We start from the raw sequence: 25,845 nt of genomic DNA on the forward strand, positions 1-25,845 counted from the left end.
CCGGTTTCAGGGCTCGGGCTTCACCGTCGGGCGAAGGGAGTCGAGGATCTGTTCGTAATCCGCTTCCATCTGGGCGGATTCGTCGCCGTAGACGACGATGCGGCCGTAACTTCCACCGCGGAGGTCGGTCGCGGCGTGCACCCGTTCACCCGGCTCGGCGTCCAGGAAGACGCCGGGGCGGCCGAGGGCGGACACGTCGTAGTCGAGAACGCCCGCCCGGTCGAAGGAGACGCATCGGTACAAGGCGCGCGCCGCCACCGGTGTGGTCCGGGTGACAGGACGACCGAGGGCGACGTCGACGGCGGCCCGCGTCATGTCCACTCCGGACACGCGTTCGGTGAGGTCGCACAGCTGACCGCCGGGCGGACGGGCCGCGACGTTGATCAGCGCCGGTCCGGACGGGCCGATGCGGACCTGCACGTGTGCGACGCCGTTGTCGAAACCCAGCGCGCTCAACGCTTCCGCGACGAACCGACCGAGCGCTCGATCTCCTGTCTCACCGAGCCCGCTCGGGAAGTCGTAGCCCGTCTCGGCCTGCCGCGGACCGGGTGCCGTCTGCTGTGCGAGCACGTTGACCACTTCGGTCACACCGTCGACCGTGATGGTCTGGATCGCGTACTCGGGGCCGGACACGTACTTCTCGACGACGAAGGCGGAGCGGCCCAACGTGGCCACCGCCCACGCCAGTTCCTGGTCGTCGTGGCACAACAACGCGCCACGGCCTCGCGCATTGACCATCTTCTTCAGCACCACCGGGTAGCCGAGCCGCCGGGCCGCCGGTTCGACGTCGTCGGGGTCGGCGACGACGAGGTAGTCCGGGCCCCCGATGCCCGCGCCTTCCAGGGCCAAGCGCATCCGCGCCTTGTTGCCGGCACTCAGCGCGGCGGGCATGGACAGACCTCGGATCCCCAGTCGCATGGCGAGGTAGGCGGCCAACGGCAGGTACGCGTCGTAGACGCTGAAGACCGCGGTCAACGGGCGCGCGCCGTGCAGTGCGCGCAGCACAACCTCGGTGGATTTCCAGTCGTCGAGGTCGACGTCCAGGGGAACGTCCGCGATGCAGGCCAGATCGAGCGGGTTCGGGTCACCCAGCAGCACGGTGCGCACGTCCATGCTCGCGAGCACGTCCACCACACGCCGGCCCGAGATGCACGCGACGCTCTCCCGCTCGTCGATACCGGCAGAGGTCATCAACAACACCTGCTCACGACGTCGAGGCCATCGGTTCCGCGGTGGACCCGTGACTCAAGGAGAGCGCACGCGGCATGCAGCATCGCCATGCGTTTGCGGTCCGACGAGCTCAGCGCCAGGTACAACGGGACGGCCACCGCGCCCACACGACGCTTCGGTGCCGGGTTGGCGCGTCCGAGGTTCACCAGGCCGGTGCCCGAGCCGATGGCCGACTCGATCACCTCGGCGAGCATCGGCCGGTAGAACTCGAAGGAGCTGAACCTGCCGACGTCCAGTCCGGCCAGCCACATCGACTGCTCCGCGCCGAACTCGTAGCCGCCGAACACCGCCGCGACTGCACCGGCCTGGTCCGTGGTCACGAACGTCCGGTCGTACGGTGCGAGGTTGCGGTGCAGAGCCTGCAGGAAGTTCTGCGGAAGCAGTTCCAACGGCGTGCCGTGGTCGGCGACGAGCGCCTGCACCAGCCGCACGTGATCTTCCGCGGTAGGTGTGCTGCGGGAGATGGTGAAGCCTTTGTGCGCCAAGCCTTTGCGTTCGCGTGCGAGCTCGCGCCGGTGCCGGCCCCGGATGGTGCCCCAGTAGTCCTGCGCCGAGGCGTGCCGGGTGTCGACGACGTAGGTGGTGCTCAGCTGGCCGGCCGCGTAGCCCCTGCCCAGCAGCCTCCCCACGAGGGGACCGCCGGGGAGATTCGCGAATCCCCACGCCCACGCGTCATGACGTTGAGCAGCCTGTTCCACTGCACTGACCAGCGCGTCGAGCGCGCCGCGGCTCGCCGGTGACGCCAAGGGCCCGCCCGCGAAGGCGGCCAGGCTGTGTGCGAGCAGGACAGGGCCGCCGAAGTCGATCTCCGCGAGCCCGGCCACGTGGTCCAGCCGAGGACACCGGTGCACGAGATAGGCGGGACAGACGCCCACCAGGCGCTCACCGTCGTAGGCGAGCACGTGCAACGGTTCGAAGACACCTGGCGGCGCTTCCTCGAACGCCGCCAACCACTCCCAGGCGTGGAAGATGGTGCCGCCACCGGCGCGCACCACCTCGTTCCACTCGTGCCGGTCGACATCAGCGACGCCACGCACCACTTCGACGCGATACCCGCCGACTGTCTCGGCGGGTTCAGTCACCATCGTCATCCGGTCACCTCAGCAACACGACTTGAACTCGCGGCTGTCCGCCCCCACGAGGTTGAGCTCGTCGACCTGGATCACCTGGATGTCCAGCTCCGCGCGCACGGCGGCCTCGATCGCATCGACCTCTTCCGCGGTATCGCCGAACACGACGACGCGGCCGTACACGCCACCCTCGGGATGGTCGACGGGCAGGACCGAGTCCCCGGACGGGACCTCGATCTCGACGATCGGCGGAACCGCCGCGGGAACGCGCGAGGGCACGCGGTAGAGCAGCGTGCCCGCCTGATCGAAGACGATGCTCCGGTACTTGGCCCGGTTCGCGTACGGGTCACGGGCACCGACCGGCAGGCCCAATGCGATCGAGGTGACCGCCTCGATCATGTCCACACCGGACACCGCCTCGGTCATCTCGACCAGCCGCCCGCCCGGACGGCGGGCGTTGACCTCGACGATGCGGAACCCGTCCGCACACCTGCGGACCTGGGTGTGGCTGATCCAGTCGTGAATGCCCAGGACGGCCAGCGCCGAGGTGACCATCGACCCCAGCTGATCCAGCTCGGCCTCGGCAAGCCCGGACGGGTAGTCGTAGCCCAGCTCGACGAAGACGGGTGGTTCGGTCATGTGCTGGCGCAGGACGCTCAGCACCCGCGTCACACCGCTCTGAGAGAGCGTCTGGACGGCGTACTCGGGTCCGTCCAGGTACTCCTCCACGAGGACGCCCGGCAACGCCTCAGGGGCCGCCTCCTCGAGGATCGCCTTCGTCGCCGCACGCACCTCCTCGACGGAGCCGCAGCGACGAACTCCGAAGCCGCCGGCACCGTCTCGTGGTTTGACCACCACCGGGAAGCCGATCTCCCTGGCGATCCGGGACGCGTCGCGGGTGTCGGCCGCCAGGCCGAAACGGGGCACGGGAAGTCCGGCTTCTTCGAGAACGGACCGCGTGCGCCACTTGTCCCGGCAGTTCCTGGCCGCCTCCGGCGTCAGCCCTGCGGGCTTCGGCAGCAGACGCTCGGCCAGGTGCGTCATCAACGGGATGCGCGGCTCGATGTGGGTGAGCACGGCCACCGGGGCCTCGGCCCCGAGATGAGCGGTGATCGCCGAGGCCACGAGGTCCCAGTTGTCGACGTCCACGTCGATCGGCACGTCGACCCAGCCCATGATCTGCAACGGCACGCGCTTGTCGAGGTAGAGGATCCGGTAGCCGAGATCGCGCAGCACCTCGAACTCGCGCTCCGCCCGTCCACCGATCAGGACGACCGTCCCCTCCGGGGATGTGCCGTGCTCAGTCACCGGCGTTCCTTTCCCGTCCGCGTTCGCTCGGACTAGCAGCAGGTGTTGGTCTTCTTCGCCGGGGCCGCCGTCGTCGCGGCGGCCGCCTGTGCCGACGGTCGCTGCGCCTCGTCACCGGTGAGCGCGGCGACGATGCCCGCGACCTGGCCGACCTCCTCGTTGTTGAGACCGAGCTGCTTCGCGACGGCGAGGAACGACCGGACGGTCTCCTCGTTGCCCTGCACCAGCGCGGCCGCGAGCGCGACGGCACCGCGGGTCTTGGGCTCGAGCGCGCCGCCGTCGAACGCGGCCTTGAAGAAGTCCTGCTTGGCCGACACGAGGTTCGCGTGGCTGTCCCGGATCTCCGGCGCCAGCTGGATGAGCTGTGCTGACACGGAAGGCGCTGCGGGGGCCATAGTTCTACTCCTTGACGATGTTCTGGATGTCGTGTGCCAGGTAGGCGGCACTCAGCACGATCAGCCGCCCGGCCATGCGCAGGGCCTCGGGGTCGATCCGGTCGAGTGAGTCCAGTGGCGAGTGGTAGTGCGCGGCGCCCAGGCCGAGTCCCACCGCCGACAGCCCACGCGCGGCATAGCTGCGGTTGTCCGAGGCGACCGCGCCGCCGGCGAGGGGAATGCGCAACGCGCGACCGGCTCGGTCCAGCACGCCGATGAGTGCCTCGGTGTCCTTGCCGACCTCGGCGGCCACGGCTCCGTTGAACTTGCCCGCCATGTCCACGTTGATCACGTCGGGACGGATGCCCGCGTCCACGAGCAGGCGGGCGTGGTGCCGTGAGCCGAGCGCGCCGATCTCCTCGGCGTCGAGCACCGCGAACAGAAGAGGGCGGGGCAGCTTGATGCCGCGTTCCGTGATGACGCGAACGATCTCCAGCAACACCGCGACGCCGCTGCCGTTGTCCCCGGCGCACTGGAAGTGCCGCTCGGGATCCGCTCCAACGCCGTCGTAGTGCGCGCTGATCAGCACGGGCCGGTCAGCGAGATCGGGATCGGTTCCGGCGACGCCGGCCACGACGTTGATCCCCGTCACGGGGCCGCGGTCGAGTTGGACCCGGGCGTGCACGACGCTGCCGTCGATCTGCGCCAGGAGTTCTGTTCGCACGGCGATCACGGGGAGGTCGACGGGCTTGGCGCCCATCACCCGCTTGGTCAGGAAGCCCGACCCGTCGGGGTTCTGCGGCGTCAGCAAGCCGATTCCACCCGCTGCGCGTACTTGCGCGGCGAGTTCTGCGAACGCCTCACCCTGGGGAACTTTGTCCAGCACAACCCATTCGCCCGCGCGAGGCCCGGAGTCCAGCGATCGCGCGACTCCCTCGGCCGCCACGGGCATCGGGCCCGACCGCGGGTGCTCGGCGTAGTCCACGCGGTGTTCCAGCGTGGCCGGATCGGGGCCGGCCACGCGGAACACGGGGGCCGCGGTGAGTCTGAACGTCTCCGCGATGTCGAACACCTGCTTCTCCGGCCGGAGGCCGAAGTCCGTGAACTTCTCCGTCAGCCAGTCGGTGGCGAGATCGTGGCCTGCGCTACCCACTCCGCGACCGGCGAACTCCGGCGCACACAACGATTCCAAATCGGACAGCATGCGTGTCGCGTCGATCGCGCCGGCCAGCGCCAGCAGGTCGTCGTCGGCGACGACCTGTTCGGACCCCGTCATTCCACCCCCTCGGAGAACAGTTGAGAAATCAGGAGTTCGGCTCGCCGCAGCAGCCGTCGCCCTGGCCGCCGACCACGGCGCCCGAGCTGTCCGCGGGCTCACCGCAACAGCCGCCGCTCGTGGCGGAACCGGTGACGACAGGCAGGGTGACGAACCCTCCGGCCTGCTCGGTCTTCTCTTCGCCAGCCATGAAACCCAGCCCCTTCCGAACGGAAGCTCAGCCCGCCTTGTTTCGAAGTTCTTCTAGATACAAGCCTATCGATCCAAGACGGGCTGTCAACAGCTTCAGCCGGTGATGAGGTAGGTCAGCGCCGCCACCGCTGCGGCGAACGGAGGAGTGACCAGCCAGGCGATGCCGAAGTCGCGGAACGACTTGCCCTTGATGCGCTTGAAGTCGGTCCCCGCGGTACCGGCGATGGCGCCCACCGAGACCTGGGTCGTGGACATCGGGAGACCCTGGAAGGCACCGAGGCCGACCAGCGCGGCAGTCGTCAGGTTCGCGGTGAAGCCCTCGACGTGCGTCATGTTCTCGACGCAGACCGACAGCCTCTTGGCGATCCGGGAACCCGCGATGAGCCCGCCGATGGCCATGGCGAGCGTGACGCCGAAGAGCAGGCCGGTCGTCGTCATGCCGCCGACCAGGGCGAAGGACCCGATCGCCACGATCTTGGGGGCGTCGTTCATGCCGCGGGCGAAGCTGGTGAAGCCGCTGGTCACCCAGTGCAGCAGGATGACAGGAGTCATCTTGGGCTTGACCGACTCCTGCGACGCGCTCTCGGTCGCCACCGCGGTGGCCGCACTGCTCGCACCGCCACTGGAGTCGACGACCTCCGGCTTCTCACCGGAAGCCGAGGTCGAGCGCTTGGTCGCCTTGCCCGCCGTGTAGCGGCCGACGAAGGTCAAGATGATCGAGACGACGTACGCGCAGAGCACGCTGAGCAGCAGCGGGCCCACGACCTTGTTCAGCAGCACTCCCCAGTTCACCGCGCTGCTGGCGAACAGGACGCCGGCACCCAGGAGCGAACCGACGAGGGCGTGCGTGGTCGAGACCGGCAGCCTGCGCCAGGTGGCGAACGCGACCCACGCCGAAGTTCCGGTCAGCACCGCTACGGCGAAGCCCGGAGTCGGCGCGGCCGACACGATTCCCTTGGAGAACAACGCGGTCATCTTCGCCGCGAAGGTCAGCGAGACCAGACAGCCGATGGCAGTGGTGATCGTTCCCCAGACGACCGCGGTGCGGATCTTCGCGACGCCTGCCGCGGACAGGGTGGCCACGCCCTTGGGAACGTCGTTCGCGCCGTTCGCCGCGGCTAGCGCCAACACCAGTACCAGTACCAGAACTTCCATTGGCGGATCTCCTTCTCAGTACTCAGCTGCCACGGTCCGTGCCCGCAGTTCCATTGCGGCCAGGAAGGCCTTGATCAGGGGGTGGACGTTGCCGGGCGTCGACGAGAGCTCGGGCTGGTAGAGCGTCCCGACGAAGAACGGGTGGTCAGGAAGCTCGACGGCGCGCGGCGCCTTCTCCGCGTCCCAGGCGCAGATGCGCAGCGCGCTGTGCATGAACGTGTCGACGTAGTCGGGGTTCAGTCCGTACTTGCAGTGGTAGGTCTCGGTCGTGCTCTCGACGTGGCCGTAGATCGCCGCGAGGCCGCTGCCCTCCGCGAGGTACAGCGAGGCCTGCTCTCCCGCCAACGAGCACTCCAGCGGGACGATGAACGGAGTGCGGGCGTCCGGGTCGTACTGGACGTCGTCGGCGTCGGCGAACCCGAGCACCGACTGGCCGTACTCCATGAGCGCGTGCTGGAACCCACCGCACGTGCCCAGGTAGGGAATGCCGGTCTCCCGCGCCAGCCGGATGGCCAGCAGCACCGCTTCCTTGTCCGCGTAAGGCGATCCGGGAACCACCCAGATGCCGTCGTAGTCCGCGATCTCTTCCGTGACCGAGGTGCTGGGCACCCAGTCGACCTGAACGTCCAGGTGCGGGATCAGGGCGTCGAGCCGCCCGTGCGCCGCCTGACGATCGCTGCGGTCACCCACCAGAGCGAGTCGCGCCCGGTCCCCCCGAGCCACTGCCGATCGTGCCATTTGCGTGGTCCTCCCCTGTGAACCCGTCTACTCACTTGTTCGTGCTGTGTTGCCGCCGAGCCGGCCGATCCACACGAAGCCGTGCGGGCCGAGCTCGCACTCCAGGCGCCCCTCGTTCGCGCTGGAAGTGGTTTCACCACCGAGGAAGACGAGCTCGCCGTCTCCCAGATGCGTTGCAGGCTCGAAGACCTGCCGTTCTTGTGTCGCGTTGTGCACGCACAACACGCGGTTGAGCCCGTCCGCGGTTGACCGCACGACTGCCCACAGACCCGGCCCGAGATCCACCGCGCACGCGGTGGCCCCCTCCTCGAACATGGAGACCACGGCCGATCTGCTCAGGCAGTCGTGCTTCAGCTCGGCGCCCGGCGAGATGCCGGACAGCGACAACCGGAGTGAGTCGAAGAAGTCGTCGGTGCACCGCACGGGCTGTGGTTGCACCAGTTGTCCCGTCACCACAACCGCTTCCCCGTCATGACCTCGCCGGGCGGCCGCCCCAGCAGCCCGAGCACCGTCGGTGCGATGTCGGCCAGCGAGACGCTGTCGTGCTCGCCGCTCGCCACCTCCTGACCGGGTGCGGGCACGAGGACGACGGGGACCGGGTTCGTCGTGTGCCCGCCGTACGGACGCGGCGTGCCGTCCGGGCCGTTCTTCTTCATCTGCTCCGCGTTGCCGTGGTCGCCGACCAGCAACACCCAGCGCGAGGTTTCCCTGGCCACCTCGACGATCCGGGCGACGGCCCGATCGGTGTGCGCGGTCGCCAGCACGGTGGCGTCGAAATCGCCGGTGTGCCCCACGACGTCGATGTTCGCGAGGTTGGCGACCACGAGGTCCACATCGGACCTTCGAGCTGCCGCCTCGATTTCCCCGACGACCTTGCCGAGGGTCATCTCGGGCCGTGCCCGGTAGTCCGGCTTGGTCTCCGCCGTGACCTTCACGTGCTCTTCGCCGTCGCGGACAGCCGAGTCGCGGCCGTTGACGTAGTAGGTGACGTGTTCGAACTTCTCGGTCTCCGCGATCCGCACCGAGCGCAACCCGTGCTCCTGCAGAACATCGGCCAGCCCGCCACCGGTTTCCGCTCGGCCCACGAGCGGCGGAATCTCCGCGACGGTGTCGTACTGGGCGAGGCTGACGGTCCTGACCGAGCGCCCGGCCAGGTGCCCGACGAGAAAGTCCGCCAGCTGCTGGATGCGGTCGCTGCGGAAGTTGGTGAACAGCACCGCGTCGCCCTCCGCGATCCGGCCGACCGGAACGCCGTCGTCGGTCAGGACGCTCGGCGCCACCCACTCGTCACCGCGGTCGGAGGCTTCGACGGCGTCCAGCAGCCGAGTTACCGGCGTGCCGGCACCGTCCGCGATGGCCAGGCCCGCCTCGCGGGTCAGGTCGAGGTTCCCGCTCTTGTCGAGCGCGTACCCGCGTCCGACCACGGTGACGAGCGTGCCGACACCGGCTTCCGCACCGAACTTCTCGATCTTTCCGAGGTAGTCGGCCGCGGTGCCGTCGGACACGTCTCTGCCGTCGGTGATCGCATGGAGCCAGACCTGGCCGACCCCCTGCTCGGCGGCAGCGAGCAGGATCGGGCGCAGGTGATCCACGTGAGCGTGGATCGCACCGTCGGACGCCAACCCGATGAGGTGCAGCGCCGCACCCGTCGAGGCGAGCTCGCCGAACACCTCGCACAGCAACGGGTTCGACGCGAACTCGCCGCTGTCGATCTGTTGCTGCACCAGCACGCTGTCGTACGGCACCGGGCGTCCGGCACCGATCACCATGTGACCGATCTCCGAGTTGCCCACCGTGCCCGGCAGCAGGCCGACCGCGGTACCGGACGCGTCGGCCAGCAGCGAGGGGCAGGTGGAGATCAGCTCGTCGAGCACGGGCGTCTCGGCGGTGGTGATGGCGTTGTCCTCGGCGGCGGGCGCGTGCCCCCAGCCGTCCAGAACGAGGAGGATGCCGCTGCTCATAGGGTGCTCGAACCGTCCGTCGCCAGCTGGTCCAGGGTCTGCCAGAACGTCGGGAACGACTTCGCCACGCAGCCGGGGTCGCGGATGACGACACCCTCGGTGCGCAGGCCCGCGATGGCGAAGCACATGGCGATGCGGTGGTCGTCGTAGGTGTCGATCACGGCGCCGGTGGGCGTGCCGCCGGTGATGGTCATCGCGTCCGGTTCCTCGTCGACCTCGATGCCCATCTTGCGGAGCTCGGTCGTGACGGCGGCGATGCGGTCGCACTCCTTGACGCGGAGGCTGGCGATGTTGGTGATGCGGGTGGTGCCCTGCGCGAACGCGGCGACAACCGCGAGGGTCGGCACGACGTCGGGCATGGCCTCCATGTCGATGTCGATGCCGTGGAGATCGCCGCCCTGCAGGGTGATCGAGTCCTCGGTGACGTCGGCCGTACAACCCATGCGCACGAACGCCTCCACCAGACCGACGTCGCCCTGGTGCGAGCCGGAACCGATGCCGGGGATCGTGATCCGGCCGCCGAGGACCGCTGCCGCTGCGAGGAAGTAGGACATTCCCGACGCGTCGGGTTCGACGGTGACCGAGCCGCCGCGGATCTTCTGTCCCGCGCGGACCGTGAAGCTGGTGAAGCCGTCACGCTCCACCTGGACGCCCATTTCCGCCAGTGCCGCGACGGTCATGTTGACGTACGGCTTGGAGATGAGGTCGTCGATGATCGTGACCTCGACGTCCTGCTCGGCGAGGGTCGCGTTGATCAGGAGGCTGGAGGTGAACTGGCTGCTGACCGCGCCGCTGATGCGGGTCGCACCGCCGCGGAAGGTGCCGCCGACGACCTTGATGGGCGGACTTCCGTTGCCGCGCACGGCAGTGGCGTCGACACCGAGTGCGGGCAGCGCGTCCAGCAACGACCCCATCGGCCGTTCCTGCATGCGCTTGGTGCCGGTGATGATGCTCGTGCCCGGAGCGTGGCCGGCCATGGAGATGAGGAAGCGCAACGGGGTTCCGGCGGCGCCGACGTAGATGTCTTCTTCAGGAGCGCGCATGGGCTGCCCGGTCGGGACGACGTGGAACCGGGAGTTCTCGGTGTCGATCGTGACGGTCGCGTGGCCGAACTGCTCGATCGCCTTCGCCAGCAGGACGGTGTCGTCGGAGACCAGCGCGCCTTCGATCGTCGTCTCCTGGCCCTGCACCGCGGCGAGCGAGGCGATCGCGAGGTACCGGTTGGAGTAGCTCTTCGAACCCAGCACGTTCACCACACGCTCGAAGGTGGGCAGGGTGCGCACCGTCAACTCGGTCGCTTCCATGCGCGGATCCTGAACCGTTGTGGTCATTGGTCTCCCCTAGACGTCGTCCTGCGTTCAGCGGCCGCCGAGTGCGCCTCGGGCGCCGGTCAGCCGGGCGGTGACAGCCTGCTTTTCGAGGACTGGCCGGGGAAGCGATACCGGCAGGCAGCAAGGTGCCTGGCAGGTTGTTGCCTGGGGGCCAATGGAGTCAGTGGCGCCAACACCGCCCATTCATCCTCTGTATGCCCGCAGTTCACCGAAAACGCCCCACCACCCGACCGGGGTGCTATATTGATGTCTCTCAATGCAAGACATGGGGTGAGCAATTCGGGGTCACGACAGGGTTTCCTGTCGCACATACCCTAGGGGGGTACATGCCGCCGTTCGGGTTGGACCAGTCAGCCCAGTCCGTCTACCGTTTCATACTCGGTCGTGAAGGTTGCACGATCAAGGAAGTCGTTGAAACGCTGGACATCCCGGCGGACGAGGTGCTCGCGATCGTTGATCGGCTGGTCGAGTTATGTGTTCTGCGAAGAACTTCCGATTCGCTGATCCCTGGAAGCCCCAGCATCGCCCTGCAGTCACTGCTCGACCGTCAACACGCGGAACTGTTGCGGAAGCAACATGAGTTCGCCGCGACCAAGGCCGCGGTCGGCCGCTTCATCGCGGAGTACGACGAAGTCTGCGGCGCCGGCGTCCGCAACGAGTGGGAGCGCCTCGACGGCATCATGACCGTGCAGGCACGTGTGGGCGTACTGGCACGGCAAACACGAATCGAGTGCCTCACGCTTCTCCCCGCGGGGCAGCAGTCCGTCGGCAATCTGGACCTGCGCAAGGCAATTGACGAAGACCTGCTCCGCAACGGCGCGGCGGTGTGGACCGTCTATCAGGACAGTGCTTGCAACAATCGGCAAACGCTGCGGTACGCCGAGTGGCTCACAGCAACCGGCGGTCAGGTCCGCACGACGCCGACTTTGCCGACGTGGATGATGCTGTTCGACCGCACTACCGCGTTGCTGCCCGTCGATCCCGAACTGGGCAATTGCAGCGCGTTCCAGGTGACCGGAGCAGGGTTCATCACCGCTCTGGTGGGACTCTTCGAACAGGTGTGGGCGTCAGCCGTCCCCTTCGCCTCGACGCCTTGCGCCGCGGACGGACCGTCCAACATGGAGCGCGAACTGCTTCGCCTGCTGGGCCAAGGTCTCACCGACGAAGCGGTGTGCAAGAAGCTGGGCCTCGGGCTGCGCACCGTGCGACGCATGGTCGCGGATCTCATGACCAAGCTCGACGCGCGCAGCCGCTTCGAGGCGGGCGCGAACGCGGTCGCGCGCAGCTGGCTGCAGCCGGACCAGAAAGCCTACCAGCGGGAGAAGTGCTGCGGTGACACGATCGCGGAACTGATGCCCCACGCTCGCGTGGCGGAACACCACGCCTCGTAGGAAAACGTCAGGAACAGGCGGCGGCCACGGCGGGCACCCCGGGAATCGCCAGCAGAGCTGACATCCTGGCGAAGTTCTCCTGGACCGGCCGGTAGTAGACCCAGGTGCCGCGGCGGTCGGACTCCACCAGACCCGCCTCGCGCAGGATCTTCAGGTGGTAGGAGATCGTGGGGCCGGTCAGGTCGAACGAGTCCGTGAGATCGCAGACGCAGCACTCACCCTCGGGGGTCGCCGACGACGCCGCGATGAGCGAGAGCAGGCGCAGCCGGATCGGGTCGCCCATCGCCTTGAACATCTTGGCCACGTCGGTCGCGCGCTCAGGCTCCAGCGGCGTCGACAGCACCGGCTCACAGCACGGCTCCGAAGACGACGATCCCTTAACCGACTTCAGCTTGGCCATACCACTATCTTGACATCCATCTATTTTGCGTGCAAGGAAGGTCAGCCGAAGAGGTCACGAAGGTCACGCCAGCGTTCCGGGACCAGGCGGTAGTAGGCCCAGGTGCCCCGCCGCTCCCTGGTCAGCACGCCGACTTCGGTGAGGATCTTCAGGTGGTGGCTCACCGTCGGCTGGCTCAGCCCCAGCGGCTCGGTCAGGTCGCACACGCAGGCCTCGCCTTCGGCGGCGGCGTGGATCAGGCTCAGCAGCTGAAGGCGTGCCGGGTCGGCGACGGCCTTGAGCAGCTTGGCCAGCCGTTCGGCGTCCGGACGCCCCAAGGGCTCCGCGATGAGGCTGACGCGGACGCACTCGTCCGTGATCACCGGGAGCCCTGGGGCGTTCGACGAGGTCACATGCCACAGCCTACGTCAGCTGTGCCGTCACGAAGGAGCCTTCCGCACGCTGCAGGCGAAGACCTTGTACGCCTGCTGGCCGGAGAGGTTGTCGTACAGGCCGTCGTCGACCAGCGTGTTGGCCGCCTCGTAGCGCGGGTCCCCGAACTGGTCACCGACCTGCTGCATCGGGCCGAAGGTGTTCGGGACGAAGATCGTGTCCTCCCGGATGGCGGGCCAGTACAGCGCCGTTCCGGTCACCTCGCCGCGCGGGCTCCGCACGATGATGCTGTCCCGGTCTGCGATGCCGTAGCGGCGCGCGGTGTCCGGGTGGATCTGCACGAGGCGGATGCCGTTGAGCTGCTCACCTGTGTGGGTCCAGTGCGTCACCGAGGCGAAGTGGACGACGCTCGGCCTGCCGGTCGTCCCCATGAGCGGGAACTCGCGGTGGACGTCGTCACTGCCGGGGACGCCGAGCTTCACGGCCTTGGTGACCGCCTGCGGGTTGACCGGGTTCACGACGAAACCGGACTGGTACGACAGCGTCGGCAACGCCCCGGTCACCTCGGGGTGGGTGTAGAAGATCGGCAGTGCGGTGTGACCGGACGGTGCGAGCGCCTTGTCGAGTTCCGGCGTGAAGATCTCGACTTTTCCGCTCGGGGTGAGGAACCTCTTGCCCTTGGCACCAAGAGCTTCGGTGACCTCGTACCACGAGGGGTGGTCCTGGAAGAGCACGCTCGCGCCGGGGTGTTTCACGGACGGGCACGGCCACCGAAGAGGTTCGGAGCGCGCCTCCATCCGCTTCTTGGTCATGCCTGCCATGGCGGGCGTTCGGGACACGAACTCCTGCCACAGCACGGAGTAGTCCTTCCACTGCTGGGGGAAGGCGTCCGTCCAGTACGAGGCCGGGTTCTCGCGGTCGTTTCGTCCCAGGGCCGCGGCGAGGTCGATCCAGATCTCCCAGTCCGGCTTGGACTGCCCGACCCGCGGCACGACCTGATGCTGCCACCTGATGGCGCGGTCGTCACGCCGCATGTAGACGCCCTCGAACTCGAAGGCGCTGCAGACGGGCAGGATGACGTCCGCGTAGTACGCGGCCTCCTCCATGAACAGGCCCGTGTAGACGTAGAAGTCCAGTTCCTTGTAGGCCTGCTTCACCTTGTTGGTGTTCGCCGAGGAGATCAGCGGGTTGCCCTCGGTGATGACCGCTTCGAGGCGGTAGGGCTTGCCGGTGAGGATCGACTCGGCGAAGTAGTCGGGCCCGACTGGAAGCGCCTGCGTCAGGTCCGGTGTCTTCACCGTGAGCGGCGGCAGCACGAGATCGCCCGGCCAGGTGTTGTGCATGAAGTTGCACCCACCGCCGAGCCTGCCGATGTTCCCGGTGACCGCGGCCAGGAAGGTGAGGACGCGGTAGGTGTCGAAGGCGCCGAGCTGGTGCGAGATGCCGGCGTTGCAGAAGATCGCGGCGGGCTTCGCGCCCGCGTAGTCCTCGGCGACCCGGCGAATGGTCTTGGCCGGGATTCCGGTGATCTTCGCGGCCCAGTCGACGGTGTAGCCGGACTTCCTCAGATGGTCGCGCAGTTCGGAGAAGCCGAGCACCCACTGTTCGACGAACTTCCGGTCGTGCAGGTCGTTCGTGACGATGTGGTGCAGCATGCCGAGAACGAACGCGAGGTCGGTGTGCGGCTTGACGGCCAGCCACTCGTCCGCCTCTGCGCCGGTCGGCGTGCGCCGCGGGTCGATGACGACGAGCTTCGCACCGGTGCGCTTACGACCTCTGAGCAGGTAGTCGAACGTGACCGGGTGAGTCTCCGCCTGGTTGGTGCCGAAGAACAGCAGGTAGCGCGCTGAGCCGAGGTCGTCCTTGCCCGTGGCCCCGTCGACGCCGTAGCCGTTGGTGAAGTTGCCGAGGCCGAACGACGCCTTGAGCGCGTTACCACCCGCGTCGTTGCAGACCGGGCCGACGTCCGTGTTGTTGGGGCTTCCCAGCAGCGCGAACAGCCTCGCGACCAGCGAGCCGACGCCACGAGGGAGCCTGCCGGTGGTCCGGTTGGCGATCGCGTGGGCTTTTCCGCTGTCCCGCAGGTGAAGCAGCCGCTTGGCGACGATGTCGAGTGCTTCGTCCCACGACGCCGGCCTGAACGTGGAACCCGGCGAGCCCTTCTCACCACCGGTTCGCACCAGCGGCGTCGTCAGGCGCAACTGGTTGTAGACCAGTTGGGCCATCATGGGCGCCTTCACGCAGATGTTGCCGCGCTGCACCGGATCATCGTGGTCACCCTCGACGCTGATGATCCGGTTGGCGCGCAGACCGACGTGCAGCCGGCAGTTGGCGTTGCAGAACTGACAGGCCGACGTGATCGTCTTGTCCACCTGGAGCGCGGCCGAGTCCTTGGTGAAACCGAGCTCCGCGCCTGCTCTGCCGTCCGAGACAGCTGACTCCTGCACCGAGCCCTCCTGCGCGGCCATCGCCGAGCCCGGACCGCCGACGACGAGAGCGGCACTGGTGAGAGCGGCTCCCTGCACAAAACCTCGACGGGACATGCCTTCTTGTGCAGTCATGACCGGCCCCCTCAGCCCCTCGACACAGTCAACGCCGGGAAGCGTACGAGCTGGTTAGATAGCTGTCTAGGTGCAATTCCATCTAAGCAAGCCATCTGTCCACATTGGACTTACCCCAAGCGGGCAACCCTCCCAAACCGTATGTGCCGATGCTGATTCGAGATGCCTCTATATTGACATCTGTCGAGTCAAATGGCCGAATAGACACCTGCGGCGTCATCTGACCGGTACGGGGGCGGGGAATGCACGACGACGCGCCGGCCAGGCACCTCGCTGCGCTGCGCCGAGCGGAGGACCAAGTACGGGACGTGGAACGCATGGTGCGCGAGGACGCCTACTGCATCGACGTCCTCGACCTGACCGCGAAGATCTGCCGCACTCTGCGATCCGTGTCTCTGGATCTGCTCGAGAACCACGTCAAGCGCTGCGTTGGAGAGGCCCTGTCCGAGGACGGTGCCGACGCCGACCGCAAGCTGGCCGAGGCCAGCGCCGCAATCGCCCGACTCGTCCGTTCCTGACCTGTCGCTGTTAGTTGAGGAGAAACACCCCATGACCGAGACCACGTTCACCGTGAAGGGCATGACCTGCGGACACTGCGTCAACGCCGTCACCGAGGAGGTGAGCGCGCTCGAAGGTGTGCAGAAGGTCGACGTGGACCTGGAGTCGGGCAAAGTGGCGATGATCAGCGACGGCCCGGTCGACGAGCAACTCCTGCGGGAGGCGATCGCCGAGGCCGGCTACGAGCTCGTCGCCTGAGTCAGGTGCCGCGGAGGGACAGCAGCGCCGCCACGGCGCCGACGGCCGCCAGAACGAGGAATCCGGGAGCGTAGCCACCGAACCAGGTGGCCATCGCGCTGCCCGCCCACGGAGCGATCGCGGCAGCGATGGTGATCGGCACACCGATCAGGCCGCTGAGCCTGCCGTAGTGAACCGGCCCCCACCGGTCGGTGACGGCGGTCGCCTGCACGAGCGTGAAAACTCCGCGGGCGACGCCGGCCAGCACCGCTCCTGCCACGAGCAGCATCGCCGGGCCTGGCACCAGCCCCAGCACAGCCGTCGTCGAGGCCGAGGCGACGAGCACAAGCACGGTGCGGCTGCGCACAGTCGTACGAGCGGCCAGCTTGCCGTACCCGAGTCTGCCGAGAACCTGGCCCGCGCCGCCGAGCCCGAGCGCCAACGCTGCCGCGCTCGTGGACATCCCACGCTCGGTCAGCAGTGGCACGAGGTTGACGACGACCGCGTAAGCGGCGAATGCCGCCAACGTCATGGCGATCGTCAGCATCACGAAGGCACGGCTGCGCGCGACCACGTTCGGCGGCTCGACACCGCGGTGCTCCACCGGCGGCCATGCGAGGCGCAAACCCCAGGCGTGCAAGGGAATCGTGACGACACCGAGCAGAATCGCGAGCACGGCGTAGGTCTGGCGCCAGCCGAAGTGCTCGTCGAGGACCGCGGTGATCGGCGCGAACACGGTGCTGGCCAACCCGCCCACCAGCGTGAGCATCGTCAACGCGGACACGCGATTCGACCCGTACCAGCGCGTCAACGCGGCGAACGCGGGCTGGTAGAGGACTCCCGCCTTCGCCACACCGGTGACGACGCATGCCGCGAAGAACCAACCCGGCGACCGCATCGCGGCGGTGGCGACCACCGCGACCACCGCCAAGACCGAACCGACCGTCATGACCAGCCTGGGCCCGACCCGGTCGAGCCACCGTCCTACGAGGACACCCACGATCGCCGCGACGACCTGTCCGATCGAGAAGCCCAGCATCAGCCGTGTGAGCGACCATCCCGTCGAAACGCTGATCGACGGCGCGAGCACCGGAAAGGCGTAGTAGAGCACGCCCCAGCTGGTGATCTCGGTGGTGCACAACACGACCAGCACCCGACGGAGCCCAGAGCGGCTGCTGGGCTCCGCCACGACTTCGTCAACGCTCACTGGCCCCGATGCCGATCGACACCTCGACCGGCCCGGAAGGCGCACCGCAGCAGCTGGACCCGGCGTCGGCCGGAGCGGGCTCGTCGAACACACCCGCACCACCGCACACACCGGTCTCGGGCAGCACCAGCTCGACCCGCTCCGCGGCCTCCCGGTCACCGGCGATCGCCGCCACAACGGACCGGACCTGCTCGTAACCGGTCAGCGACAGGAAGGTCGGCGCCCGGCCGTAACTCTTCATACCGACCAGGTAGAAACCCGGCTCCGGGTGGCGAAGCTCAGCTTCGCCGTGCGGGTACACCGTGCCGCAGGAGTGCACGTTCGGGTCGATCAACGGCGCGAGCTTGGTCGGCGCCTGCAGCACCGGGTCGAGTTCGAGCCGGATCTCGGACAGCCAGGACAGGTCAGGCCGGAACCCGGTCAGCACCACGACCTCGTCCACCCCGTCCAGCACCTGGCCCTCGAACGACTCCAGCACCAGCGACCCGTCGTCAGCGCGCGACACGGACGCCGTGCGGAACCCGGTCACCGTCTGCACGTGCCCGGCATCAGCCGCAGCCTTGGCCCGCAACCCAAGCGCACCGCGCTCGGGGAGCTGGTCCGCGGCACCCCCACCGAACACGTCGCCGGTAGCACCGCGGCGCAGCAGCCAGGTGATCCGCGTCCCGCTCTCCTCCGCGAGTCCGGCAAGCGCCACCAGGGCGGTCAGCGCCGAGTGCCCACTGCCCGCGACCACAACACGCTTGCCCGCGTACCGCGACCGCACCTCGGGAACGGTCAAGTCCGGAACCCGATAGCTGATCTGATCCGCCACAGCGCCCTCGCCGACCGCAGGCAGGCCATCTCCACCGAGCGGGTTCGGCGACCCCCACGTGCCGGAAGCGTCGACCACGGCCCGCGCGGTGATCCGGTCCTCCCCCGCGGCGGTCTCGACGTGGACCGTGAACGGCTCGGTCTCCCGCCCGTCGGTGACCACCCGGTCACGACCACGCCGCGCGACACCGACAACGCGAGCGCCGACCCGAACCCGGTCACCCAGCGCCGCCGCCAGCGGACGCAGGTACCGCTCGGCCCACTCCGCACCGGTCGGGTAAGCATCGTCGTCGGGCCGTTGCCACCCAACGCTGTCGAGCAGACGGCCTGCAGCCGGATCGATGAGCTCAGCCCACCTGGAGAACAGCCGAACGTGGTGCCACTGCTCCACCGCGGCACCAGCCCGTTCACCCGCTTCCAGGACCAGTGGCTCCAAGTCACGTTCCAGCAGATACGCCGCCGCGGACAGACCCGCAGGCCCGGCTCCCACCACAACCACAGGCAACCCGGTCACTGGAAGCTCCTTAAATAGATGGCTATCAATTCAGCTACCCCGGACTGTATCGACCGGGATCGATTGACGCAACCATCGACCACGATCGATACTCCCATCCATGACACCGATGGGCCTGCTGCACACCGAGGACGCGACCACCTACGCCGACTGGTTCGCCTGCCTCGCCGAGCCGACCCGCGTCCGCCTGCTCCACGCCGTCGCAACCGCAGGCCGCCCGGTAACCGTCGGGGAGCTGACCGACCTGCTCGGCATCAGCCAGTCCACGTGCTCGCACCACCTGCGCAAACTCGCCGAAGTTCGCTTCGTGCTGCTTCGCAGGGAAGGCACGACCACCCTCGTGTCGGTGAACCCGTCCTGCTGCACCGGCCTCCCCCAAGCCGCTGACGCGGTCATGGGCGTGCTCGCACCGCAGCCGTGCTGCCCCGCTGAACTACCCGCCGACGTCACGGTCCGTGCCCTCGAACCGGGCGACTGGACCGCGGTACGGCGGATCTACCAGGAGGGCATCGCGACCAACGACGCCACGTTCGAGACGGAAGCCCCGTCCCGCAAGGCCCTGGAGGCCAAATGGCTACCCGACCACCGCTGGGTCGCGGAGATCGACGGCGTGGTCGCGGGCTGGGCCGCGGCGACCCGTGTCTCCACCCGCGACTGCTACGCAGGTGTCGCCGAAACGTCTGTGTACGTCGGCGCGAACTTCCGCGGACGTGGTGTCGGAAAGTCTCTGCTGCACCAGCAGGTCACCGCAGCCGATGCGGGCGGCCTGTGGACTCTCCAGACGTCGATCTTCCCGGAGAACCGCGCGAGCCTCGCGCTCCACCACTCCGCCGGCTTCCGCACGCTCGGGGTCCGCGAACGCGTCGCCCAGCACCACGGCGTGTGGCGCGACACCGTGATGCTGGAGCGCCGGAGGGCAGCCGACTGATCTGCCTGCCGCGTTTCGTTCAGGAGGCCGGTCGGCCAAGTGTCCGCCAGGCCTTGGGCCAGTGCGGCACAGCCGCCGCCATGCCCGTGGCGATGGTCAGCCGCGAGCGAGAGCTCCACGACCGACCGCACGGCCCGTCCTTTCATCTGTCGCAAGAGGAATGATCAACCAAGGGCTTCGCTCATGATCAACCAGGGTGCCTGCCGGTCATCCGGAGGTTGAAACTCAAGCTAGTCCCTCAACGGGTGGTGGTGGCGGGTGTCGGCACGGTGCCGTTGGCCGGAGGCGTGCGGGCGTCGAACCCTTCGCTGTCACATGCCGCTCGACGAAGCCTGCCCCGGACCTCGTCCGACGGTGGAGTTGCCAGCGGGTCTTCGACGATCTGATCGTTGGCCTCAATTCGACATGTCCGCGTCGCGGCTGTCTCGAGGTCGGCTGGGCCGACAGGTCCCAGGCCCGCGATCGCCAACACAACGACCTGTGCAGGTTCCGACGCCAAGACTGACCACCACTTCTCCTGGAAGCGTTGCCCGCGACCAGAAGCCCTGGTCGCCGACCTGCACGAACGTAGTTCCGGAACGGAAACGGCGAAGCGGGCCGCGGTGAGAGCACCGCGACCTGCTCGCTCACCGTGCAGATCAACCGATGCTGTCGACGACAGTGGTGGTGATCGACACCGCCTTCAGGACGGTGCCCTCGGGAATCCAGGGGTTGCTGTGCTCCGGGCCGGCAACGTTGCGTTCCCCGATGAAGTCACCCGTTTCCGGTGAGATGACCAACTCGAGGCGTTCGCGCTTGTCCATCATGGTGATCCCGACACCGGTGCGGCCGTCCACAGTGACCTTCTCCGAAGTGAGCACGACACCGTCGATCTTCGCGATGGCCCGGTACCACGCGGCCCTCAGATCGGCGGGCATCTGACCTGCCCGCAGGATCTCGGTGGCCAGGGCGAACATCGACACCGGCGCCGAACCGCGCTGGCTGGTGCTGGAGCGCAGCCAGTCGTAGAGGGCTGCTGGGTCGCGCGGCAAAGAGGCGTAGAAAGCGGGGGAATCCCAGTCGGTCGTGCTTCCGCACACCTTCTTCGGCCTGGCGTTGGGGAAGAAGTCGCCGCAGGCGCCCCTGCGCTCGCCGGTGTCGGTGTCGTCGAGCCTGAACGGCACCTCTGACTGCGGCACGTTGCCGCCCAGCCACTTCACCTCTCCGTCCTTCGTGCGGCGGTTCAGCCACTCCTTCGTGACGTCGGCCGGGATCCAGGTCTTCGACGTCAGTTCGACGGCCCAGGTGCCTCCCTTGTCCGTCGACGGCCCGACGATCATGCCGCGGGCGTACGTGCCGTGCTCCGTGATCAGACGGTACTGGCCGGGCGCCAGCGGCCGGTCCACCGTGTTGATCTTGCTTGCGGCGTCCTCGAGCGCGCCCGCGGCGGACACCAGTCGAACCTCCGGCCGCACTGCTGAGTCGGCAGCCACGGGAGGTGCCTGCGAGGGCGCGTCGTTGGCCTTCACCGCGAGGACACCGGTGGCGACGAGTGCTGCCGCGGCGGCGGCCACCGTGACCGGCATGAAACGCCTGCGGCGCAACGGGACGACATTCGTGGAGGCGGCTTCGAGCACCCTGGTTCGCACGTCATCGAGCGGCCTGCTGCTCGTCCTGTCCTCGTGGTGCAAGAGGTTCAGCATTTCGTCCAAATTGGTCATCGCTGTTCTCCAATCATCGTCTGCAACTTCTCCCGCACGCGGTGCAGCCGCGAGCGGACCGTGCTGGCAGACAGGTTCAGCGCGGTCGCGATCTCGGACGGGTCCAGTCCCGCCCACGACGTCAGCAACAGCAGATCCCGCTCTTGCTCCGACAACCGCGGCAGCGCCCTGGCGAGCTGCCGCTGGGCGTCCACTTGAGCAGCCACACGCGCATCATGGCTCTGCACCGCCTCGGCGCTCAGCCGCTCGGTCGCGCGGTACTTGCGGAGTTCGGTGCGTGTGTGGTTGCGAAGCAGGTTCGTGGCGATGCCGTAAAGCCACCCTCTCACCGAGGCGGTAGCCGGGTCGTAGTCCGTCCGCTTGCGCAGGGCGATGAGGAAGGTCTCCGCCACGAGGTCGTCCGCGGTGTCCACACCGACTCGGCCGGCCAGATAGCCGCGCAGGGCCGAGGCGTGGCTGTCGAAGAGAGCGGCGAAGGCGGCAGCCGGATCCTCCCCGGTGAGGTTCGGTCTGGTGTCGTCGACGATGCGCTCCTTGGGCCTGGTCACACCACTACTTGTCCGCAAGGGCCATTCGCGTCCCGTCGTTGTGGCGGGCGTCACAACAGACCCGCTGGGGTGGCTCCAATTAGAAAGCGGGTTGTTCCACGCGGCAACCTGTCCGAGAACCGGCTTCCGGTGGTGCAGGCTCCACCACTGATGGTCGAGCGGTCTCGCCGCCGACAGACGAGTTGCCTGCATGGTCTCGTCCAAAGTGAACGGACAGGATTGGTCTCGTTCGTCATTTCCGTTGCGAAGGAAGAGCATGTCGAGACTGAAGTCCGTGCGCCGTGGAGCGGTACGAGTGGCCGCCGTCCTGCTGGCGGGTGCGTTCGCCGCCACGGCGGTGACCGGCACCGCCGGTGCCATCATCAACGGGAAGGACTCCACCGAGCGCTACGAGTTCATGACCTCGATCCCGTTGACCGTGCCCAGCGCGGGCAACATCAAGGGCGTCTGCGGGGCATCACTGATCCACCCGCGGTGGGTGCTGACGGCGGCGCACTGCGTCGGTCAGGGAGAGGGCGGTGCGGTGCTGGACGGGACCGTGCGCATCGGCAGCGACCGGCGGACTTCCGGCGGCACCGTCCGGGCAATCGACCGCGTGGTGCGCCACCCCGGCTACGAGGTGATGCCGGGCGTGCAGCCCAACCGCAACGACATCGCGCTGATGCGCCTGGACCGCCCGGTCGCCCAGCAGCCGATCCGGATCGCCGACCGGGCGGGCGCGCCCGGAACCCCGACCCGGCTGCTGGGGTTCGGCACCACGGTCGAGGGAGCAAGCCCCGACGACTGGAAGTTCGCCGAGCGGCTCCAGCAGCTCGACACCCGTCGCGGCGCTGATTCCGAGTGCGCGCCCGGCTTCGCGGATCGGACCAGGTTGTGCACGGTGAGCCGGACGGCAGGCGCCATGGCGTGCTCGGGCGACTCCGGCGGCCCGCAGGTGCAGCGCGGGAAGTGGGGACGGTGGGAACTGATCGGCGTCACCTCCGGCCCTGGTGACGAGGACGTGCCCTGCGCGAACGGTCCGGGCCTGTACACCAACGCGACCGCGTACACCGGCTGGATCCAGAGGACGATCAACACCAACCGCTGACCCAACGCCGAGCGTCCGGCAGGACCGGGTGCTGCCGTGATCACCTTACGTGATGCGGGACACCTCGTTGGTGATCCCGGCGGCGCGATGATCTCCGCGCTGACCGTGCGGATGCCTTGCGAGTAGAACAGGTCCGCCGCGGCCTCGACGGATCAGCAGGCCGGCTACCGCCGTTACGGGAGCGACCAGATCCGGGCGGCCCACCTCATCCGTGAACTGCGGTGAATCGACCTGCCGATCGAGGAGATCCGGCAGGTGTTTGGCCGGCCACCGCCAGCGGCTGCTGCGCGGTCAGGGTTTGCGGCCCACAGCGCCCGCGATGCAGTACGACACAGGGGGAAGTGGCTTGATGCGGGGACCGTCGGGCCACCAGTCGGCGCACAGCGTGAGACCGGGATCGACAAGTTCGAGTCCGGCCATCATGCCCTCGATCTCGTCGCGGGTGCGGAACCGGCCGGTGCCCATCGGGCTGTGCAGGAACGTTTCCTCCATGCGGCGAGCGAGATCGCTGTGCTCCTCGGTCTGCGGATCGAGGAAGTGGCTGAGCGCAACGTAGGAACCGGACGGCAGCGCGTCGATGTACTCGCGCATGATCTCCTGCGGGCTGATCGCACCGTCGTAGTGGTGCAGCGTGCCGAGCTGGAAGAATGCGATCGGCTCTGAGAAGTCGATGTGCTTGCGCACGATCGGGTCCTCGAGGATCTCTTTGGGGTTGAAGATGTTCGCGGCCGAGAAGTGCGTCTGGTCATTCTCCTCGAGGAGCGCCCGGCCGTGCGCGAGCACTACAGGGTCGTTGTCGACGTACACGACGCGCGCTTCCGGCTGAATCCGTTGCACCACCTGGTGGGTGTTCTCCGCGGTGGGGAGACCCGACCCGCAGTCGAGGTACTGGGTGATGCCCGTCTGGCTGGCGATGAAGCGCGCGGCGCGGATCAGGAAGTTGCGGTTGTCGAACGCGAGGGTCTGCGCTTCCGGCGCGACCTGCTGCACCCGTCGCAGCACCTCGCGGTCGATCTCGTAGTTGTCCTTGCCGTTGAGGAAGGCGTCGTAAACCCTGGCGATGCTCGCCTTCGTGGTGTCGATGTAGACGGGCACATCGGTTTCGGACATCACGAACCTCTCAAGCGTAGACACGGCATGGCGTCTATGCATCAGATCACACTGCGCCCGGCGCATGCATATGGGCCGAATGCGTGAATGCCCTCCGTTTCACGTACAGTGATCAATCTCGGGTCGCTGGACCTGAGACAACCGCTCATCGGGTGGATTCTCCTGCCCGCACTGGCGGAGCGAGGGCCGGAACGCTAAAGAGGAGCCCTGATGGCGACTGCTGACTCCGACTCCACGGCGAACGTCCGGCCTGGTGGCCCGACGGCACTGCGCATCGTGCTCGGCGCTCAGCTGCGCAGGCTTCGCGAGGCCGCGGACATCTCGCGCAGCGAAGCGGGCTTTGCCATCCGAGGGTCCGAGTCGAAGATCAGCAGGCTGGAACTCGGTCGCGTCGGGCTGAAGGAGCGCGACGTCGCCGACCTGCTCACCATGTACGGGGTCACCGACCAGGCGGATCGGGACACCTTCCTCGAGATGGTCGCCCGTTCGAACGAGCCCGGCTGGTGGCATCGCTACACCGATCTGATGCCGGACTGGTTCCACGACTACGTCGGTCTCGAAGAGGCCGCGTCGAGAATCCTCACCTACGAGCTGCAGTTCGTGCCCGGCCTGTTGCAAACCGAGGACTACGCCAGGGCGATCGCGAGCCGCGGCCGGCCGGAGCTCGCGGACCAGACCGTCGAGCAGTTCGTCAGGCTGCGCATGCACAGGCAGAAGATCCTGGCCCGGCCAGGCGCACCTCGCCTGTGGGCGGTGATCGACGAGTCGGTGCTCTACCGGCCGATCGGCGGCTCGGCCGTATTGCGCGATCAGCTCGAACACCTGCTGGCAGTCACAAAGCAGAAGCACATCACCCTGCAGGTCCTGCCGTACTCGTTGAGCGGCTACGCGGCCGAGAACTCGTTCTCCATGCTGCGGTTCGACGAGCCGGAACTGCCGGACATCACCTACATCGAGCACGGCGGCGGCGCCCTGTATCTCGACCGGAGCAAAGAGCTCGAGTTGTACGGCCGGACGTTCGACCAGTTGACGGTCAACGCCCATACGCCGGACCGCACGCGTCAGGTGCTGACCAAGCGTCTCGCCGAGCTGTAACGCCACACCCATCACGCGTGCAAATGCACGTGCATTTACCGGGGCGAGCGCAGCTGCTACCGTGTGCACGGTCCAATGCACGTGCAGATGCACTCGTTCGGGAAGGTGGTGTGGCGATGAGGGATGCAATCCACAGCGGGATGTCCGCCGCCCTGCTGAGCGGGGCAACGTGGCGCAAAAGCAGGCACAGCGGCGCGTCGGGCAACTGCATGGAACTCGCCCGCCTCGACGGCGGCCACATCGCCGTGCGGAACTCCCGCTTCCCGGAGGGGCCCGCACTGGTACTCACCCGCGCCGAGGTCGCGGCCTTCTTGGCGGGTGCGAAGGAAGGCGAGTTCGATGACTTCGTCGCGTGACGCCACGACGAACACCACGGTGCGCCTCAACGCACTGATCTTGCGTGGATTCCAGTTCCTCCACCCACGCAACCACACAGGTGAGCTCACCGCCGTCGTAGGCATCCGAGCCCATGACAACGTCATCGACATCGTCCGTCTGCACGACGAGAACGATGCGATCGCGACGCGGATGCCTGCAGACGAGGTCAACGTCCTGGTGCCGACCAGGTACTCGTGGCAGCGCACCGGCCCCGCGTGCCGCGTGATCGAGGAACTGCTCGAACTGCCCGACGACCGCATCGCTTGATCGCCGAACCGTCCGTCCTTGTTCGGCGAGCTGGTCGAGCACCTCTGCGTGACGGGGCGCCGGCACGCATCGTGGACGAAAGTCCGGTCGGTACGGGGGGGGGC

The 25,845-nt window shown here is 67.9% G+C and carries 27 protein-coding genes; 8 read left to right on the forward strand and 19 right to left on the reverse strand.

The features are described 5' to 3' along the window. Positions 1 to 6 precede the first annotated feature (6 nt). The 11 genes from ACWEIJ_RS37330 to aroA form a co-directional block, all read right to left on the reverse strand. Entirely contained in the window at positions 7 to 1,191 is a 1,185-nt protein-coding gene (locus tag ACWEIJ_RS37330; protein ID WP_449841979.1) for an ATP-grasp domain-containing protein, read from the reverse strand. Further along, complete coding sequence (locus ACWEIJ_RS37335) at positions 1,191 to 2,321, reverse strand: GNAT family N-acetyltransferase (RefSeq protein ID WP_449841980.1); 1,131 nt, start codon at positions 2,319 to 2,321, stop codon at positions 1,191 to 1,193. The genes ACWEIJ_RS37330 and ACWEIJ_RS37335 overlap by 1 nt, the downstream gene beginning before the upstream one ends. A 9-nt stretch (positions 2,322 to 2,330) precedes the next feature. Continuing rightward, positions 2,331 to 3,608 (reverse strand): ATP-grasp domain-containing protein, encoded by a 1,278-nt coding sequence (locus tag ACWEIJ_RS37340; protein WP_449841981.1) that lies wholly within the window; start codon positions 3,606 to 3,608, stop codon positions 2,331 to 2,333. A gap of 32 nt (positions 3,609 to 3,640) precedes the next feature. Continuing rightward, complete coding sequence (locus tag ACWEIJ_RS37345; RefSeq protein WP_449841982.1) at positions 3,641 to 4,003, reverse strand: carboxymuconolactone decarboxylase family protein; 363 nt, start codon at positions 4,001 to 4,003, stop codon at positions 3,641 to 3,643. A gap of 4 nt (positions 4,004 to 4,007) precedes the next feature. Continuing rightward, on the reverse strand, positions 4,008 to 5,258 hold the full coding sequence (locus ACWEIJ_RS37350) for a M28 family metallopeptidase (protein WP_449841983.1): 1,251 nt from the start codon (positions 5,256 to 5,258) through the stop codon (positions 4,008 to 4,010). 28 nt (positions 5,259 to 5,286) lie between these two features. Next, a complete protein-coding gene (locus ACWEIJ_RS37355; protein ID WP_449841984.1) occupies positions 5,287 to 5,448 on the reverse strand; it encodes a hypothetical protein in 162 nt (53 codons plus the stop codon). A gap of 95 nt (positions 5,449 to 5,543) precedes the next feature. Continuing rightward, positions 5,544 to 6,605 carry an inorganic phosphate transporter gene (locus tag ACWEIJ_RS37360; RefSeq protein WP_449841985.1) on the reverse strand — a complete coding sequence of 354 codons (1,062 nt, stop codon included), beginning with the start codon at positions 6,603 to 6,605 and terminating at the stop codon, positions 5,544 to 5,546. A gap of 15 nt (positions 6,606 to 6,620) precedes the next feature. Then, a complete protein-coding gene (locus ACWEIJ_RS37365) occupies positions 6,621 to 7,295 on the reverse strand; it encodes a glutamine amidotransferase-related protein (RefSeq protein WP_449841986.1) in 675 nt (224 codons plus the stop codon). A gap of 75 nt (positions 7,296 to 7,370) precedes the next feature. Further along, positions 7,371 to 7,796, reverse strand: a complete 426-nt coding sequence (locus ACWEIJ_RS37370) for a hypothetical protein (protein ID WP_449841987.1) — start codon at positions 7,794 to 7,796, stop codon at positions 7,371 to 7,373. Beyond that, a complete protein-coding gene (gene gpmI, locus ACWEIJ_RS37375) occupies positions 7,793 to 9,304 on the reverse strand; it encodes a 2,3-bisphosphoglycerate-independent phosphoglycerate mutase (RefSeq protein ID WP_449841988.1) in 1,512 nt (503 codons plus the stop codon). The genes ACWEIJ_RS37370 and gpmI overlap by 4 nt, the downstream gene beginning before the upstream one ends. Continuing rightward, a complete protein-coding gene (gene aroA, locus ACWEIJ_RS37380) occupies positions 9,301 to 10,608 on the reverse strand; it encodes a 3-phosphoshikimate 1-carboxyvinyltransferase (protein WP_449841989.1) in 1,308 nt (435 codons plus the stop codon). The genes gpmI and aroA overlap by 4 nt, the downstream gene beginning before the upstream one ends. A 353-nt stretch (positions 10,609 to 10,961) precedes the next feature. Here aroA and ACWEIJ_RS37385 point away from each other — a divergent pair, with 353 nt between their 5' ends. Then, positions 10,962 to 12,026, forward strand: coding sequence for a LuxR C-terminal-related transcriptional regulator (locus tag ACWEIJ_RS37385; RefSeq protein WP_449841990.1), 1,065 nt, complete (start codon positions 10,962 to 10,964; stop codon positions 12,024 to 12,026). 7 nt (positions 12,027 to 12,033) lie between these two features. Here ACWEIJ_RS37385 and ACWEIJ_RS37390 read toward each other — a convergent pair whose 3' ends face one another. From ACWEIJ_RS37390 to ACWEIJ_RS37400, 3 genes are read right to left on the reverse strand one after another with little or no spacing between them, the layout of a single operon-like run. Then, a complete protein-coding gene (locus tag ACWEIJ_RS37390) occupies positions 12,034 to 12,426 on the reverse strand; it encodes an ArsR/SmtB family transcription factor (RefSeq protein ID WP_449841991.1) in 393 nt (130 codons plus the stop codon). Positions 12,427 to 12,467: 41 nt separating this feature from the next. Beyond that, positions 12,468 to 12,818: an ArsR/SmtB family transcription factor gene (locus ACWEIJ_RS37395; RefSeq protein WP_449841992.1), complete on the reverse strand. Its 351-nt coding sequence runs from the start codon at positions 12,816 to 12,818 to the stop codon at positions 12,468 to 12,470. Between the two features lie 27 nt (positions 12,819 to 12,845). Further along, positions 12,846 to 15,359 carry a molybdopterin-containing oxidoreductase family protein gene (locus ACWEIJ_RS37400; protein ID WP_449841993.1) on the reverse strand — a complete coding sequence of 838 codons (2,514 nt, stop codon included), beginning with the start codon at positions 15,357 to 15,359 and terminating at the stop codon, positions 12,846 to 12,848. Positions 15,360 to 15,601: 242 nt separating this feature from the next. On the opposite strand from ACWEIJ_RS37400, the gene ACWEIJ_RS37405 reads away from it, so the two are divergent. Then, entirely contained in the window at positions 15,602 to 15,877 is a 276-nt protein-coding gene (locus tag ACWEIJ_RS37405) for a metal-sensitive transcriptional regulator (RefSeq protein WP_449841994.1), read from the forward strand. A gap of 31 nt (positions 15,878 to 15,908) precedes the next feature. Further along, entirely contained in the window at positions 15,909 to 16,115 is a 207-nt protein-coding gene (locus ACWEIJ_RS37410) for a heavy-metal-associated domain-containing protein (protein ID WP_449841995.1), read from the forward strand. A 1-nt stretch (position 16,116) separates the two neighbouring features. Here the strand turns inward: ACWEIJ_RS37410 and ACWEIJ_RS37415 are convergent, their stop codons facing one another. Together ACWEIJ_RS37415 and ACWEIJ_RS37420 are read right to left on the reverse strand one after the other, a co-directional pair. Beyond that, positions 16,117 to 17,247 (reverse strand): MFS transporter, encoded by a 1,131-nt coding sequence (locus ACWEIJ_RS37415; RefSeq protein ID WP_449841996.1) that lies wholly within the window; start codon positions 17,245 to 17,247, stop codon positions 16,117 to 16,119. Between the two features lie 43 nt (positions 17,248 to 17,290). Next, a complete protein-coding gene (locus ACWEIJ_RS37420; RefSeq protein WP_449841997.1) occupies positions 17,291 to 18,628 on the reverse strand; it encodes an NAD(P)-binding domain-containing protein in 1,338 nt (445 codons plus the stop codon). Between the two features lie 109 nt (positions 18,629 to 18,737). Here ACWEIJ_RS37420 and ACWEIJ_RS37425 point away from each other — a divergent pair, with 109 nt between their 5' ends. Next, positions 18,738 to 19,556, forward strand: a complete 819-nt coding sequence (locus tag ACWEIJ_RS37425) for a helix-turn-helix domain-containing GNAT family N-acetyltransferase (RefSeq protein ID WP_449842076.1) — start codon at positions 18,738 to 18,740, stop codon at positions 19,554 to 19,556. A 638-nt stretch (positions 19,557 to 20,194) separates the two neighbouring features. Here ACWEIJ_RS37425 and ACWEIJ_RS37430 read toward each other — a convergent pair. Further along, entirely contained in the window at positions 20,195 to 21,238 is a 1,044-nt protein-coding gene (locus ACWEIJ_RS37430) for a CU044_5270 family protein (protein WP_449841998.1), read from the reverse strand. 14 nt (positions 21,239 to 21,252) lie between these two features. Further along, the gene (locus ACWEIJ_RS37435; RefSeq protein ID WP_449841999.1) at positions 21,253 to 22,062 is read right to left on the reverse strand and encodes an RNA polymerase sigma factor; all 810 of its coding nucleotides are present in this window, start codon (positions 22,060 to 22,062) and stop codon (positions 21,253 to 21,255) included. On the opposite strand from ACWEIJ_RS37435, the gene ACWEIJ_RS37440 reads away from it, so the two are divergent. Beyond that, the gene (locus ACWEIJ_RS37440) at positions 22,061 to 22,891 is read left to right on the forward strand and encodes a S1 family peptidase (RefSeq protein ID WP_449842000.1); all 831 of its coding nucleotides are present in this window, start codon (positions 22,061 to 22,063) and stop codon (positions 22,889 to 22,891) included. The genes ACWEIJ_RS37435 and ACWEIJ_RS37440 overlap by 2 nt on opposite strands. Positions 22,892 to 23,182: 291 nt before the next feature. Here ACWEIJ_RS37440 and ACWEIJ_RS37445 read toward each other — a convergent pair whose 3' ends face one another. Beyond that, on the reverse strand, positions 23,183 to 24,001 hold the full coding sequence (locus tag ACWEIJ_RS37445) for an SAM-dependent methyltransferase (protein ID WP_449842001.1): 819 nt from the start codon (positions 23,999 to 24,001) through the stop codon (positions 23,183 to 23,185). A gap of 210 nt (positions 24,002 to 24,211) precedes the next feature. On the opposite strand from ACWEIJ_RS37445, the gene ACWEIJ_RS37450 reads away from it, so the two are divergent. From ACWEIJ_RS37450 to ACWEIJ_RS37460, 3 genes are all read left to right on the forward strand, one after another. Continuing rightward, complete coding sequence (locus ACWEIJ_RS37450) at positions 24,212 to 25,096, forward strand: helix-turn-helix domain-containing protein (RefSeq protein WP_449842002.1); 885 nt, start codon at positions 24,212 to 24,214, stop codon at positions 25,094 to 25,096. A gap of 116 nt (positions 25,097 to 25,212) precedes the next feature. Further along, positions 25,213 to 25,452 carry a DUF397 domain-containing protein gene (locus tag ACWEIJ_RS37455; RefSeq protein ID WP_449842003.1) on the forward strand — a complete coding sequence of 80 codons (240 nt, stop codon included), beginning with the start codon at positions 25,213 to 25,215 and terminating at the stop codon, positions 25,450 to 25,452. Then, positions 25,436 to 25,741 (forward strand): hypothetical protein, encoded by a 306-nt coding sequence (locus ACWEIJ_RS37460; protein WP_449842004.1) that lies wholly within the window; start codon positions 25,436 to 25,438, stop codon positions 25,739 to 25,741. Before ACWEIJ_RS37455 ends, ACWEIJ_RS37460 begins: the two co-directional genes overlap by 17 nt. Positions 25,742 to 25,845: the final 104 nt, after the last annotated feature.

This window comes from Lentzea sp. NPDC004789 (genome assembly GCF_053601075.1).